Annotated in this window: 14 protein-coding genes; 3 read left to right on the forward strand and 11 right to left on the reverse strand. The window is 56.5% G+C overall.

Annotated elements, in window-relative coordinates; translation table 11 throughout:
* Nucleotides 1-2: 2 nt before the first annotated feature.
* From zntB to HMPREF0201_RS10680, 3 genes are all read right to left on the reverse strand, one after another.
* A complete protein-coding gene (gene zntB, locus HMPREF0201_RS10670) occupies nt 3-986 on the reverse strand; it encodes a zinc transporter ZntB (RefSeq protein WP_016536649.1) in 984 nt (327 codons plus the stop codon).
* Nucleotides 987-1,154: 168 nt separating this feature from the next.
* Nucleotides 1,155-1,421 carry a DksA/TraR family C4-type zinc finger protein gene (locus tag HMPREF0201_RS10675; RefSeq protein ID WP_016536650.1) on the reverse strand — a complete coding sequence of 89 codons (267 nt, stop codon included), beginning with the start codon at nt 1,419-1,421 and terminating at the stop codon, nt 1,155-1,157.
* Between the two features lie 71 nt (nt 1,422-1,492).
* Nucleotides 1,493-3,112, reverse strand: coding sequence for a peptide ABC transporter substrate-binding protein (locus HMPREF0201_RS10680; RefSeq protein WP_016536651.1), 1,620 nt, complete (start codon nt 3,110-3,112; stop codon nt 1,493-1,495).
* 166 nt (nt 3,113-3,278) lie between these two features.
* On the opposite strand from HMPREF0201_RS10680, the gene mpaA reads away from it, so the two are divergent.
* Complete coding sequence (gene mpaA, locus HMPREF0201_RS10685; protein ID WP_016536652.1) at nt 3,279-3,986, forward strand: murein tripeptide amidase MpaA; 708 nt, start codon at nt 3,279-3,281, stop codon at nt 3,984-3,986.
* Here mpaA and ycjG read toward each other — a convergent pair whose 3' ends face one another.
* Nucleotides 3,987-4,952 (reverse strand): L-Ala-D/L-Glu epimerase, encoded by a 966-nt coding sequence (ycjG, locus tag HMPREF0201_RS10690; protein WP_039898279.1) that lies wholly within the window; start codon nt 4,950-4,952, stop codon nt 3,987-3,989.
* 138 nt (nt 4,953-5,090) lie between these two features.
* Here ycjG and tpx point away from each other — a divergent pair, with 138 nt between their 5' ends.
* Nucleotides 5,091-5,597 (forward strand): thiol peroxidase, encoded by a 507-nt coding sequence (gene tpx / locus HMPREF0201_RS10695; protein WP_016536654.1) that lies wholly within the window; start codon nt 5,091-5,093, stop codon nt 5,595-5,597.
* 51 nt (nt 5,598-5,648) lie between these two features.
* Here tpx and tyrR read toward each other — a convergent pair whose 3' ends face one another.
* The 7 genes from tyrR to pspA form a co-directional block, all read right to left on the reverse strand.
* Nucleotides 5,649-7,211: a transcriptional regulator TyrR gene (tyrR, locus tag HMPREF0201_RS10700; protein ID WP_016536655.1), complete on the reverse strand. Its 1,563-nt coding sequence runs from the start codon at nt 7,209-7,211 to the stop codon at nt 5,649-5,651.
* A gap of 226 nt (nt 7,212-7,437) precedes the next feature.
* Entirely contained in the window at nt 7,438-8,505 is a 1,068-nt protein-coding gene (locus HMPREF0201_RS10705) for a YcjF family protein (RefSeq protein ID WP_016536656.1), read from the reverse strand.
* On the reverse strand, nt 8,502-9,899 hold the full coding sequence (locus tag HMPREF0201_RS10710; RefSeq protein ID WP_016536657.1) for a YcjX family GTP-binding protein: 1,398 nt from the start codon (nt 9,897-9,899) through the stop codon (nt 8,502-8,504). Before HMPREF0201_RS10710 ends, HMPREF0201_RS10705 begins: the two co-directional genes overlap by 4 nt.
* A gap of 114 nt (nt 9,900-10,013) precedes the next feature.
* The gene (gene pspD, locus HMPREF0201_RS10715; RefSeq protein WP_016536658.1) at nt 10,014-10,247 is read right to left on the reverse strand and encodes a phage shock protein PspD; all 234 of its coding nucleotides are present in this window, start codon (nt 10,245-10,247) and stop codon (nt 10,014-10,016) included.
* 41 nt (nt 10,248-10,288) lie between these two features.
* Nucleotides 10,289-10,648, reverse strand: coding sequence for an envelope stress response membrane protein PspC (gene pspC / locus HMPREF0201_RS10720; protein WP_016536659.1), 360 nt, complete (start codon nt 10,646-10,648; stop codon nt 10,289-10,291).
* Nucleotides 10,648-10,872 (reverse strand): envelope stress response membrane protein PspB, encoded by a 225-nt coding sequence (gene pspB, locus HMPREF0201_RS10725; protein WP_016536660.1) that lies wholly within the window; start codon nt 10,870-10,872, stop codon nt 10,648-10,650. The genes pspC and pspB overlap by 1 nt, the downstream gene beginning before the upstream one ends.
* A gap of 62 nt (nt 10,873-10,934) precedes the next feature.
* Nucleotides 10,935-11,603 carry a phage shock protein PspA gene (pspA, locus tag HMPREF0201_RS10730; protein WP_016536661.1) on the reverse strand — a complete coding sequence of 223 codons (669 nt, stop codon included), beginning with the start codon at nt 11,601-11,603 and terminating at the stop codon, nt 10,935-10,937.
* A 172-nt stretch (nt 11,604-11,775) separates the two neighbouring features.
* Here pspA and pspF point away from each other — a divergent pair, with 172 nt between their 5' ends.
* The gene (gene pspF, locus HMPREF0201_RS10735) at nt 11,776-12,774 is read left to right on the forward strand and encodes a phage shock protein operon transcriptional activator (RefSeq protein ID WP_016536662.1); all 999 of its coding nucleotides are present in this window, start codon (nt 11,776-11,778) and stop codon (nt 12,772-12,774) included.
* Nucleotides 12,775-12,796 lie beyond the last annotated feature (22 nt).

Below are 12,796 nucleotides of genomic sequence, written 5' to 3' on the forward strand. Positions count from 1 at the left end.
ATTTATAACCATTTACTGCGATGCAACCACCAGGCAACACCGCCGATAAGAACTACCAACATTATACAGAACAGGCTGAAGCCGAACGCCCAGCCGCCGCCGGGAATGCCGCCGAGGTTGACCCCAAACAGCCCGGTTAAAAAGGTGCTTGGCAAAAACACCATCGCCATCAGCGACATGGTGTAAGTCCTGCGGTTCATCGACTCCTGCATCACCTGGGATATTTCGTCCGTCATTACCCCGGTACGTGCAATGCAGGAATCAATCTCATCAAGCCCCCTGCCCAGCCTGTCGGCAATATCCTGCATGCGGCGGCGCTGGTCGTCGCTCATCCAGCTCAGGCGTTCGCTGGAAAGCCGGGCATAAACGTCACGCTGGGGCGACATATAGCGGCGCATCACAATCAGCTGTTTACGCAGCAGCGCCAGCGTGCCGCGAGGCGGAACTTGCTGATCAAGCAGGTTATCTTCAAGGTCGATGATTTTGTCGTGCATCTGCTCGATAAATTCGCTCGCGTGGTCTGTCAGGGCGTCGCAGGCATCCACCAGCCAGCTTCCACAGTCCGTTGGTCCTGTGCCTTCGTTGAGATCGTTAACTACGTCGTCAAGCGCCAGAACCTGGCGGCGGCGGGTGGAAACAATCAGGCGCTCGTCGATGTACAAACGCACGGCAACCAGCTGGTCCGGGCGCTCATCCGTGCTGCCGTTTATACAGCGCAGCGTAATCAGCGTGCCGTCACCCACTCTTGATACGCGCGGGCGCATACTCTCGCCCGCCAGCGCATCGCGAACATAATTAGGCAGCAGCGGCGTATTGGCCAGCCAGTCGGCGCTATCGGCATTGGTATAATTCAGATGCAGCCAGCAGGGGTGCTCGCTGTCGATAATCTCATTATTATCAAGCGGCTTGACGCCGCCTTTACCATCAAGTTGCCAGGCGAAAACCGCGTCCGGTACATGCAGCTCGCTGCCTTTAATTACATCCACTGCGCAATCCTCAAACTGAGTCTGTTCTTTCTGACAGTCTAGCCATCTCTGGAGCTAAGGCAACAGATAGCGCGGGTCAAACGTTCTGAATTCGCAGGAAAAAGAGTAAACAAAGCTTAAGCGGAGGATTGTTTCGTGCAGAAAAAACCGGGCGGGCGCCCGGTTTTATTAGCGTAGCTGGCTGTCTTTAGAGCCGCGGCGGTTATAGCCTGAAAACGTTGCCCGGTGGGCATCTTCCACCTGCTGGCATTTAACGCACAACCGCACGCCCTGAATCGCTTTTCGCCTTGCCTCCGGGATGCTCTCCCCGCACTCTTCGCAGTGTGCAAGGCTTTCTCCCTTTGGCAGTTCGCTGCGCGCTCTGGCTACAGCATCGTCTATGGTGCTGTCGATTTGCTCCTGAACGGCGTCGTCGCTGGCCCAACCTGATGCCATATTCTCTCCTCCGCAATCGCTAACCTGATGAGAGGATTATAACACTTTCAGCGTACGAATTTTAGCCAGGACTAGTGCTTAATAATGTACATCGTCCGGCTATAGGCAACATCTTCAGGGTTATCTATCGGATAGCCTTTCAGCCAAGGCTTGATCAGGCGGCCATTGGTGTACTGATAGATTGGCGCGATCGGGGCTTTTTCCTGAATGATTTTTTCCGCTTCGTTATAGTCTCTATTACGCGCTTTATCGGTGGTTTCCAGAGCAGCCTGAGCCAGAAGTTTGTCATAAGCCGGGGAGTTAAAACGCGAAATATTACCGCTGTGGGTGGCCGTGAGCAGCGAGAGGAAAGTAGAAGGTTCGTTGTAGTCACCTACCCACGAAGCGCGGATCACGTCGAAGTTGCCGGTATTGCGGCTGTCGATATAGGTTTTCCACTCCTGGTTTTGCAGCTTCACGTCTACGCCGAGGTTCTTCTTCCACATTGAGGCGACGGCGATGGCGATCTTCTGGTGGTTTTCAGAGGTGTTGTACAACAGCGTCAGCTTCAAAGGTCTGGACTCGCCGTAGCCCGCGGCACGCAGCAGCATCTTCGCCTGGGCGTTCAGCTCCTGCTGGCTCATGGTTTCAAACGGTGAAGGCTCGGGGGTAAATCCGGCGGTCACGTCCGGGGTAAAGCGCCACGCCGGTTTTTCACCGGTTCCCAATACTTTTTCCGCCATCAGGCGACGGTCGATTGTCATGCTCAGCGCCAGGCGAACGCGCGAATCAGCCGTCGGCCCTTTTTGGGTGTTAAAAGCATAGTAATAAGTGCCAAGCTGCGGCGGCGTGTAAACCTGGCCCGGAATATCCTTCAGCAGCTTCTGGTAGAGGTTTTTCGGGAAGGATTCGGTGATATCGATATCCCCGGCCTGGTAGCGTTTAGTGGCCGCCGACTCCTGGTTAATCGGAATAAAGGTGACTTTGGTCAGCACCGTTTTGCCGTTATCCCAGTAGTTTTTGTTCGGTACAACCACCAGCTTCTCGTTGACCACCCGGTCCTGCAACGTGAACGCGCCATTACCCACCAGATTTCCGGGCTTAGTCCACTCCCCGCCAAATTTCTCAACCGCCGCTTTTGGCGTTGGGTAGAAAGCAAAGTTGGCCGTCAGGCTCGGGAAAAACGGTACCGGTTTATCAAGCTGGACGCGCAACGTTTTAGCATCAACGGCAGTAACCCCGAGCTTATCCGCAGGCATTTTACCGTCGATAATTGCCTGTGAATTAGTGATGCCCGCCAGCGTGGCGAACCAGGCAAATGATGAGGTATTTTTTGGATCAACCAGGCGCTGCCAGCTGTAGACGAAGTCCTGCGCCGTCACCGGCGTCCCGTCGGACCAGCGCGCGTTGTCCCGCAGCGTAAAGGTCCAGATGCGGTTATCGTTGCTCTGCCATTTGGTGGCAACGCCCGGCACCAGCTCTCCCTTTTCATTCTGGTTAACCAAACCTTCAAAAAGGTCACGTATAACCTGGATTTCAGGCAAACCGACCGCTTTTATGGGATCAAGGCTCGCGGGTTCGTCTTTAATATGCCTGACCAGCTCCTGATGGGCAGCTAACTGGGTTCCGGCCGGAACGTCCGCCGCCCACGCGCTTTGCAGCATGCAGGCAACGGCCACCGCACAATAGCTTAAACTGACGCTTTTTTTCATCGTTATCCTTCCGTGTTTTTGCAATCAGGAGATTAATGTAAGTTACTGTAGCGCAATTTATTATTCTGTTGCCAGGAAGATGCTCACATCTATGGTTTAAGGTGAGTTTTGCTGAAAACATTGCTATTAATAATGTTAAAACATTCCTGTTTAGCAGAGGAACATCATGCCCACGACCCGCCCTCGTCCCCAGCGTGGACATCTGCCCCCGGGCTGTGAACGCTACGGAAAATCCGCTTTAGGCGCCCCGCTGCTCTGGTTTCCTGCCGCCGTTACCGACGAGCCCAGTGGGCTGATTATTGCCGGTACGCACGGCGACGAAAACGCTGCGATGGTTGCACTTTCCTGCGCGCTGCGTACGCTTGAGCCGCAATTTCGCCGCCATCATGTGATTCTCGCCGTTAACCCGGACGGCTGCCAGCTGGGGCTGCGCGCCAACGCTCACGGCGTCGATCTTAATCGTAATTTCCCTTCTGCAAACTGGAAGGCGGGCGAAACGGTCTACCGCTGGAACAGCAGTGCAGAACTGCGGGATGTAGTGCTTTCAACCGGCAAAACGCCCGGTTCCGAGCCTGAAACCGCCGCCCTGTGCCAATTAATTCACCGGCTACAGCCCGCATGGATTGTCTCTTTCCACGATCCTCTGGGCTGTATTGAGGACCCGCACAGCTCTGCTCTTGGTCACTGGATGGCGGAGGCTTTCACCCTGCCGCTGGTCACCAGCGTGGGTTACGAAACGCCGGGTTCTTTTGGCAGTTGGTGTGCGGATTTAAGCCTGCCCTGTATTACCGCAGAGTTCCCACCAATTTCAGCGGATGAGGCCAGCGAGCGCTATCTCCAGGCAATGATCGGCCTGCTTCACTGGCGTAAATAGCTACGGGTAAAGCTTGCCGGTTACAAAATTCAACCCCGGCTCGACGTCAACGGCAAGCCAGGTCGGGCCATCCAGGTCGGCAAAGCGAACTTTAGCCGCCAGCGGCAAGGCGGCGGCTATCGCGCGTGAAGTGCAAAGCATACAGCCGAGCATCACGTCAAACCCCTGTTCACGCGCCGATTTAGCCAGCAGGAGCGCTTCTGTCAGGCCGCCGGTTTTATCCAGTTTGATATTCACCATTTCATAGCGCCCCGCAAGGGTTGCCAGGCTGCTGCGGGTGTGGCAGCTTTCGTCGGCGCATACCGGCAGCGGATGGATAAAGTTTGCCAGCGCCTCGTCCTGCCCCGCAGGCAGCGGCTGCTCCAGCATCGCGACGTTAAGGTCGGCAAGCAGTTGGCAGCGAGCGGCTAGCCCGTCACCGCGCCAGGACTCATTGGCATCAACAATTAAAATGGCCTCAGGCACCGCCGCTCTTATAGCGACCATTCGCTCGGTAATCAGCCGGTCGTCCAGCTTCACCTTTAGCAAGCGAGCGCCCTTTTCCCACAAAAGCGCGGCGGATGCCGCCATCTGTTCGGGTGCGGCAATAGTGACGGTTTGCGCGGTGGTAATCATTTCCGGCAGCTCAACCGCGGCCAGGCCGGAGATTGTTGTGTGTTTCTGTCGAGCCTCGAGATCCCAAAGCGCGCTGTCGATAGCGTTGCGGGCGGCTCCGGGCGGTAAAGCCTCTTGTAGTCCGGCACGCGTCATCCCGCGTTCAAGCTCGGCTAAAACGGTGGTAATTTGCGCCAGCACGGAGGCATCGCTTTCGCCATAGCGGGGGTAAGGCGTGCATTCGCCAACGCCTTTTACTCCGTCTTCTTCAAGCTCAACGACCACGACAACCGCTTCGCTGCGCGTCCCCCTGGAGATAACAAATGGCGTATGGAGCGGCCATGCTTCCTGGTAAACTTTCACTGTTCTCATCATTGTCTCCCTTTGGGCTTATCACCTGAGTATAGCGAGCCCGGGCTTTTATCAGGAGTATCAGTTTTTTATGTTCATCACGGAATTCATGGAATACACTGTCCCGGGCGTTAATTTTATGTAAAAGGAAGATTAAACATGTCACAAACCGTTCATTTCCAGGGCAACCCGGTGAAGGTTGCAGGTCAGCTCCCGCAGGCAGGCAGCAAAGCAGCAGCGTTCTCTTTGGTCGCTAAAGACCTTTCTGACGTTGCGCTGAGCCAGTTTGCCGGCAAACGTAAGGTGCTGAATATTTTCCCGAGCATCGACACCGGCGTCTGTGCCGCATCCGTGCGTAAATTCAACCAACTGGCAACCGAGCTGGATAACACCGTTGTACTGTGTATCTCTGCCGACCTGCCGTTCGCCCAGTCTCGTTTCTGCGGCGCAGAAGGTTTGAACAACGTTATTACGCTTTCCACCTTGCGCAACCCTGAGTTCCAGCAGGCCTACGGCGTGAGCATCGCCGAAGGCGCTCTGAAAGGCCTGACCGCACGCGCGGTAGTGGTTCTGGATGAGAAAGATGAAGTGGTATTCAGCGAGCTGGTGAATGAAATCACCAACGAGCCGGACTATACCGCGGCTCTGGAAGCTCTGAAGGCTTAAGATTGTAAGCGCTACAGACAAAAAACCCCGGCGAGCCGGGGTTTTCTTTTTCTACTCTTCGCTTTTCTTATGGCTCAGGCCATATTCGCGCAGCTTATTGGCTATCGCGGTATGGGAAACCCCAAGGCGTTTTGCCAGTTTGCGGGTACTTGGATAGCTGCGATAAAGCTGGGTCAGCACCGAGCGCTCGAAGCGGCTGGTGATATCATCCAGCGAACCTTCCATCGCCTCCTCGCCCACCGCAAGGCTTGCGGTATCGAAGTCCGGCAGCAGAATGTCCTGCGGGCGCAGTTCGTAGCCTTCCAGCTGGGTCAGCGCGCGATAAATGGCGTTTTTGAGCTGGCGCACGTTGCCCGGCCAGCCGTAGCGAGTAAGCACGCTGCTCAGGTCATGCGCCAGTTTAGGACGCGGAACGCCCTGTTCGTCGGCAAAGCGGGCAACAAACAGTTCGGTCAGCGGCATGATGTCCTGCGGACGATCGCGCAGCGGCGGCAGATTCAGCGTCAGCACATTCAGGCGATAATAGAGATCTTCACGGAACTCGCCTTTTTGCACCAGCTCAACCAGGTTCTTCTGCGTGGCGCAAATCACTCGCACATCGACGTGGACTTCGTGCTCCTCGCCTACGCGGCGGAAGGTTCCGTCATTCAGGAAGCGCAGCAGTTTGGTCTGCATCCTCGGCGACATCTCGCCGATTTCATCCAGCAATACGGAGCCGCCGTTGGCCTGCTCGAAGAAGCCTTTTTTGCCTTCGACGGCGTTCGCGTAAGCACCCGCCGCGTGGCCGAACAGCTCGCTTTCAATCACATCATCAGGAATTGAGCCGCAGTTCAGCGCCAGATAAGGTTTCTGTGCGCGCTGGCTGCTGAGGTGGCAGGCGTTAGCCAGCAAATCTTTGCCTGTGCCGGTATCGCCAACAATCAGCAGCGGCGCGTTCAGCAGCGCCAGTTTACGAGCCTGCTCAACCACCTGCCGCATTTTAGGGCTAACGGCAACAATCTGGTCGAAGGCGCTGAAATCGCTGCTGGAAAGATTTTGCAGCTGGCGACCCATGCGCACCGTGGAGCGCAGCATCACTACCGCACCCACCAGCAGAGGCTGTTTATCTTCCCCGTCCAGGTGAACCGGGGTGATTTCCATCAGGAAGTTTTGCCCATGGATCACAACATGTTCGGTATGCGAGTCGCGAGGCTCGCTTTCCAGCCAGCGGGTAAAGTTAAAGCCGCTGATAAGCGTCCCGGCATTGTGATTGCGCAGGCGGTCTTCACTCTGCCCGAACAGCGTGCAGCTGGCCGGGTTTGCCAGCTCAACTTTGCTACGCATATCCAGCGACAGCACCGGCTCCGGCAGCGCTTCCAGCAGCGCGCTCAGGGCGCGGTGCTCACGCTCGGACGGCATCCACGGCACTTTACGCACGTCGGTAACGTCGGGAATGCGGCGAATTTCAGCCATCAGGCTGCTGAAGGATTCAAAATCAAGGGAGGAGAAATTAAGGTAAATACGCCCAATCGGGTCAATTTCGATGCCGCGCAAATCGATACCGCGCAGTACCAATAGATCGAGCAGTTCGCGTGTGAGACCAAGGCGGTCCTGACAAAAGACTTCCAGACGCATGCAGGTGACCTTATTTTGCAGTAAACGGCCTATGTCCGTCAGCCTGAGGCTGAGCTCTCATAGAGTTGAGAGAATGATAACTCAGTTAGTCCCCGGCAAGAAGATACCTGTCATGAAAAGTTGACACTGAAAGGCAAACCACTGGTCAACGAGAAGATTATTTTTACCCGAAGCTGTAAATGAAAAAAGGCAGCCGCAGCCGCCTTTGTTGTCGCTGATACTCGTTTTAATGAGCCGCTTTGTTTTTCCCCGAGGCCAGCGTCTCTTTCAACTGCACCAGCAGCTGTTTACGGAAGTCGCCAAGCCTCGGCTTATCGCCCTCCAGCCACGGGAGCGGGCGGCAAAGCTCCATTGCTTTAATGCCGAGGCGCGCGGTTAGCAGCCCCGCACCAATGCCCTGAGCGGCACGGGCGGAGAGCCGGGCGGCAATATCCTGAGACATCCAGTCCATTCCGACCTCCCGCACCAGCTCGCTGGCCCCGGCGAAGGCGATGTTCAGCAGCACAAGGCGGAACAGGCGAATCCGGCTGAAGTAGCCAAGCTCGATGCCATACAGCGTGGCGATGCGGTTAATCAGGCGCAGGTTACGCCAGGCGATAAACGCCATATCGACAAGCGCCAGCGGGCTGACGGCTATCATTAGCGTGGACTCGGCGGCAGAGCGGCTGATTTCGCGCCTTGCCTGAGCGTCAAGCACCGGCTGCACAAGCTGGGCATACAGCGAGACCACTTCGCGATCGTTATGGGTTTCGTGAATAGAAGCGTACCAGCGCTGCAGCGCCGGGTGGCCTTTATCCAGCCCGGCCTGAGCGGCCAGTTTCTCGCAAAATGCACGCCCTTTACCGCTGCCGTGGCTCGCCAGCAGATCTCGTGCTTCATCACGCTCTTCAGCACGCTGACGCAGCCGCCATAGCCGCCGCCATTCGCTGGCAACCGATCCCACACCGGCGGCAACAATTAACCCTCCGGCAACGCCGCCGCCGAGCGCAATCCAGTCCTGCGCCAAAAAGGCGTTGTGCGTCCACTGGATCCCCTGAGCAACGACGCTAACGCCGAACAGCGCCAGGCCCGCCGTGACCATTTTTCGCCACAGGCTGCGCTTTGGCCTTAGCGCGGCTTCAACCGCCGCCTCGGCCTGCCCTTCGTCTTCGGCCAGCTCATCAAAGGTGGCGGCAACCGGGGTGAATTTTTCCGCCTCCGGCTCGCTAAAGGCATGAGCCGCCTTCCAGTCCTGCTCCTTCACCGCCTCAAGCGGCTGCGCAAAGTCGATGCGCGGTTTGATAGGATCGCTCATCGCAATTTATCTCCAATCAAAAACTCCAGCGCCGCGTCCAGACGGATGTGCGGCAGCGGCCTGTCCACATCCATAACCTGCGGCCTGAACTGTTCAAACTGAAACCCCTGATTTTGCCAGAAGGCGTTACCCGGCAGGCGCGAAGGGACTTCGCCGGGATAAACCGTCAGAGGTGCGCCGTCGCTAAGGCGGTTCCCGCGCAGGGCGGGAATTTGCTCCCCCTGCACTTCCACCATGCCGCTTTGCGTGGCCTGCACCGAAGCCAGCCCCATGCAGTCCATGCTGATGCCTTCAAAAGCCGCGTTCTGCCATGCGTCCTGCACCAGTTGCTGGAGCAGCGAAACCATGTTCGCGTGCTGGTCAACCGTTACGTGGTCGGCTTTAGTCGCGGCAAACAGCAGCTTGTCGATAACCGGGGAAAACAGGCGGCGGAACAACGTGCGCTGCCCGTAGTGGAAGCTCTGCATCAGCTGAGTCAACGCCAGGCGCATATCATTGAACGCCTGCGGGCCGCTGTTAAGCGGTTGAAGGCAATCGACCAGGACTATTTGCCGGTCGAAGCGCAGGAAATGATTTTTATAGAAACCTTTGACCACTTTTTCGCAGTAGTAGTCAAAACGTGCGCGCAGCATTCCGAGATTGCTGCCTTTATCCGCCTGTGCCAGTCTGGACTCGCCGAAGCCGTCCACGTCCGGCCACGGGAAGAATTGCAGCGCGGGCGCACCAGCCATGTCGCCCGGCAGTACAAAGCGCCCCGGCTGAATAAAATGCAGCCCTTCTTTTTTGCAGCGCACAAGATAATCGGTCCACGCCTCTGCGATAGCAGCAAGGCGGTTCTCATCGGCGGGCGCTAACGGGTCCAGCCCCTCGCACAGGCGGCGCCACTCGGCTGACCATTCGGCACGCTGGCCCTGCAACAGGCCGGTCATCTGCCGCGACCAGCTCAGGTAATCCTGAGCCAGCATCGGCAGGTCCAGCAGCCACTCGCCCGGGTAATCAACAATTTCCAGGTACAGAGTCGAAGTGTCTTTAAAATGGCGCAGCAGCGAATCGTTGGAGCGATAGCGCAGCGCAAGGCGCATTTCGCTGACGCCGCGCGTCGGCGTTGGCCATGCAGGAGGAGTGCCGTACAGCTGCGCCAGCCCTTCATCGTAGGTAAAGCGCTGAATACCGAGGTCGCGCTGGGGTACGCGTTTTACGCCAAGCAGCCGCTCTTCACGCGCGGCGCTCAGCATCGGCAACCTCGCGCCGGTATGAATACCGAGCAGTTGGTTAACCATTGCGGTGATAAAAGCGGTTTTGCCGCTGCGGCTAAGCCCGGTTACCGCGAGACGTAAATGACGATCGACGCCCCGGTTAACCAGGGCGTTAAGTTCATTTTTGATTCGGTTCATAAGCGTCCTGATTGCCTTAGGCCTGGGGGAAATACCTTCATTGATAATATCAAATAGGGCTGATTGCCACGAATCAAAGCGTTATGGCGAAAAAACTCGCCGTTGGGAGGGAGGTTATTTTGCCATGCGGCGATCGTAACGGTTGGAAACGTTACGCAGAATGCGGGTCAGCAGCGGCTCCAGCACCACGGCCAGTACCATTTTTAGCGGACGACGGGCAACGGATTTTATCGCCCATGCTGCAAACCCGGCCGGGCCAAACCGCAGCGCGGCCAGCAGGGCCAGTTTCCCCGCCAGTTGCAGGCCGGGTTTTGCTTTTTGCGAAACGGATTGAAACTTAGTCATCATAACTCCTCACAACGGCGGGAGGTCGCCCTCCCGGTTTCGGACTATAGCTGGCGGAAGCGGCTGCGCAGCGTGAAGGTATCAGAAGTGATATAGCGCTCCATCGAACGCAACTTCTGCTCCCCCGCTGCCAGTTCGGCATCCACCGCGTTTAGCAGGTCGCGGCTGGTAGGCTGGTCGCTTTTCTCATCCGCGCCGTAGGGCATCGGGTCAAGAACAAACGTCATGACGATGTAGGCCACCAGCACGAAGAACGACAGGCCAAAAAATATCGACAAAATGGCGATGGCGCGGACCAGTTTGACCGGCACATCAAGGTACTGGGCAATACCGGCGCAAACGCCCTTTACCATCCCTTTCTCAGGGATGCGCCACAGCTTACGACCGGAAAATGAGTTCACCATTAGTTATGTCTCCAGTTCGGGTGTTCGGCATCGAGGATCTGCTCCAGAGACTGAATGCGCTCCCGCATCTGCCGCGCCTCATCAGTCAACTGCGCCAGTCGTTGCTGTTCACTTTGTGAAAGCTGAGTGCCATCGGGCCGGTTGCTGTAATGAAGCCAGAGCCAGATAGGCGCGACGAACAGCACAAAGATGGTCAGCGGTATAGCAAGAAAAAGCGCGGTCATGTGTACTCCTTACGGGTCAGGCTCGACTCGCGGCGCGCCATGCGCAGCCGCGGCCTGGATTATTATTGATTATCCTGGTTCATTTTTGCTTTCAGCGCGGCGATCTGAGCGCTGATTTCATCATCCGCTTTCAGTTCGGCAAACTGCGAGTCCAGCGATTTTTGCTTGCCGAAGCCGTGGCTTTCCGCCTCGGATTCCATCTGGTCTATACGGCGTTCGAAAGATTCGAAACGCGCCATCGCTTCATCCAGCTTGCCGCTGTCCAGCTGGCGACGAACATCGCGTGAAGAAGAAGCCGCCTGGTGGCGCAGGGTCAATGCCTGCTGGCGGGCACGGGTTTCGCTGAGTTTATTTTCCAGCTCGCCTATCTCTTTCTTCATGCGGGCCAGAGTTTCATCAACGTGAACCACTTCATTTTCCAGCGTGGTAATCAGGTCGGTCAATTTCTGTTTTTCAATCAACGCGGCACGAGCCAGGTCTTCTTTATCTTTACGCAGCGCCAGCTCGGCTTTTTCCTGCCATTCGGCCTGCTGGGTCACAGCCTGCTCTACGCGGCGGGCGAGTTGTTTCTTCTCGGCCAGCGCGCGGGCCGAAGTGGAACGAACCTCCACCAGCGTGTCTTCCATTTCCTGAATCATCAAACGCACCAGCTTCTGCGGGTCTTCCGCTTTTTCCAGCAGCGAGTTGATGTTAGCGTTCACGATGTCGGCAAAACGAGAAAAAATACCCATAATTCAATCCTCTTAGTCATTATCTCAGGTGCCAGGCACTCTGTTCGCAGTGGATATTGCAGAGTTCATGCCAACTTTTTAATGCATTGATTTTAATCTATTTTATAAAATTTGACCTATCAAAGAAAGCCGCTATATTGGTTAAATTAACTAACTATTAGTGAATTTAACCATGTCGGATAACAAAGATAACCTAATCGGCGAGGCCAACAGCTTTCTCGAGGTAATGGAGCAGGTTTCCCGGCTCGCACCGCTGGACAAGCCGGTTCTTGTCATCGGCGAGCGCGGCACGGGTAAAGAATTGATAGCCAGCCGCCTGCACTTCCTGTCCCGCCGCTGGCAGGGGCCGTTTATTTCCCTCAACTGCGCCGCGCTAAATGAAAACCTGCTGGACAGCGAATTGTTTGGCCACGAGGCCGGAGCGTTTACCGGTGCCCAGAAACGCCATCAGGGGCGTTTTGAACGTGCCGAAGGCGGGACGCTGTTTCTTGATGAGCTGGCTACCGCCCCCATGCTGGTACAGGAAAAACTGCTGCGCGTGGTGGAATATGGCGAGCTTGAGCGCGTCGGCGGCAGCCAGCCGCTACAGGTTAATACCCGGCTGGTTTGTGCCACCAACGCCGACCTGCCACAGCTTGCCGAAGAAGGGAAATTCCGCGCCGACCTGCTGGACAGGCTGGCGTTCGACGTGGTGATGCTGCCTCCGCTGCGCGAGCGCCGCTCGGATATCCTGCTGCTGGCGAACCACTTCGCCATGCAAATGTGCCGTGAGCTGAACCTGCCGCTGTTCCCCGGCTTTACCGACTATGCCAGCGAAACGCTGCTCGACTATGCCTGGCCCGGCAATATTCGTGAGCTAAAGAATGTAGTGGAGCGCTCGGTTTATCGACATGGCTCGAGCGATGAGCCTCTGGATAACATTATTCTGAATCCTTTTACCCGCAGGCTCGCGCCCCTGCATCCGGCAGATAAGAGCCCTCCTTCCGGCCTGCCCGCGCTGCCGCTCGATCTACGCGGCTGGCAAAATGAGCAGGAAAAAAGCCTGCTGGAACAAAGCCTGAAGCAGGCGGCATTTAACCAGCGCCGTGCTGCAGAACTGCTGGGCGTGAGTTATCATCAGCTGAGGGCGATGATGAAAAAGCACCAGATAAACCCGGCCACGCCGTCATAAGCGCCGATTTTTTCATCGCTCT

Source organism: Cedecea davisae DSM 4568, from assembly GCF_000412335.2.
GTDB classification, from domain to species: Bacteria; Pseudomonadota; Gammaproteobacteria; order Enterobacterales; family Enterobacteriaceae; genus Cedecea; species Cedecea davisae.

Excerpts from the sequence above, each read along its gene's own strand:
- HMPREF0201_RS10675 (WP_016536650.1), bottom strand. The coding sequence starts at position 1,421 with ATGGCATCAGGTTGGGCCAGCGACGACGCCGTTCAGGAGCAAATCGAC.
- HMPREF0201_RS10680 (WP_016536651.1), bottom strand. The coding sequence starts at position 3,112 with ATGAAAAAAAGCGTCAGTTTAAGCTATTGTGCGGTGGCCGTTGCCTGC.
- mpaA (WP_016536652.1), top strand. The coding sequence starts at position 3,279 with ATGCCCACGACCCGCCCTCGTCCCCAGCGTGGACATCTGCCCCCGGGC.
- ycjG (WP_039898279.1), bottom strand. The coding sequence starts at position 4,952 with ATGAGAACAGTGAAAGTTTACCAGGAAGCATGGCCGCTCCATACGCCA.
- tpx (WP_016536654.1), top strand. The coding sequence starts at position 5,091 with ATGTCACAAACCGTTCATTTCCAGGGCAACCCGGTGAAGGTTGCAGGT.
- tyrR (WP_016536655.1), bottom strand. The coding sequence starts at position 7,211 with ATGCGTCTGGAAGTCTTTTGTCAGGACCGCCTTGGTCTCACACGCGAA.
- HMPREF0201_RS10705 (WP_016536656.1), bottom strand. The coding sequence starts at position 8,505 with ATGAGCGATCCTATCAAACCGCGCATCGACTTTGCGCAGCCGCTTGAG.
- HMPREF0201_RS10710 (WP_016536657.1), bottom strand. The coding sequence starts at position 9,899 with ATGAACCGAATCAAAAATGAACTTAACGCCCTGGTTAACCGGGGCGTC.
- pspD (WP_016536658.1), bottom strand. The coding sequence starts at position 10,247 with ATGATGACTAAGTTTCAATCCGTTTCGCAAAAAGCAAAACCCGGCCTG.
- pspC (WP_016536659.1), bottom strand. The coding sequence starts at position 10,648 with ATGGTGAACTCATTTTCCGGTCGTAAGCTGTGGCGCATCCCTGAGAAA.
- pspB (WP_016536660.1), bottom strand. The coding sequence starts at position 10,872 with ATGACCGCGCTTTTTCTTGCTATACCGCTGACCATCTTTGTGCTGTTC.
- pspA (WP_016536661.1), bottom strand. The coding sequence starts at position 11,603 with ATGGGTATTTTTTCTCGTTTTGCCGACATCGTGAACGCTAACATCAAC.
- pspF (WP_016536662.1), top strand. The coding sequence starts at position 11,776 with ATGTCGGATAACAAAGATAACCTAATCGGCGAGGCCAACAGCTTTCTC.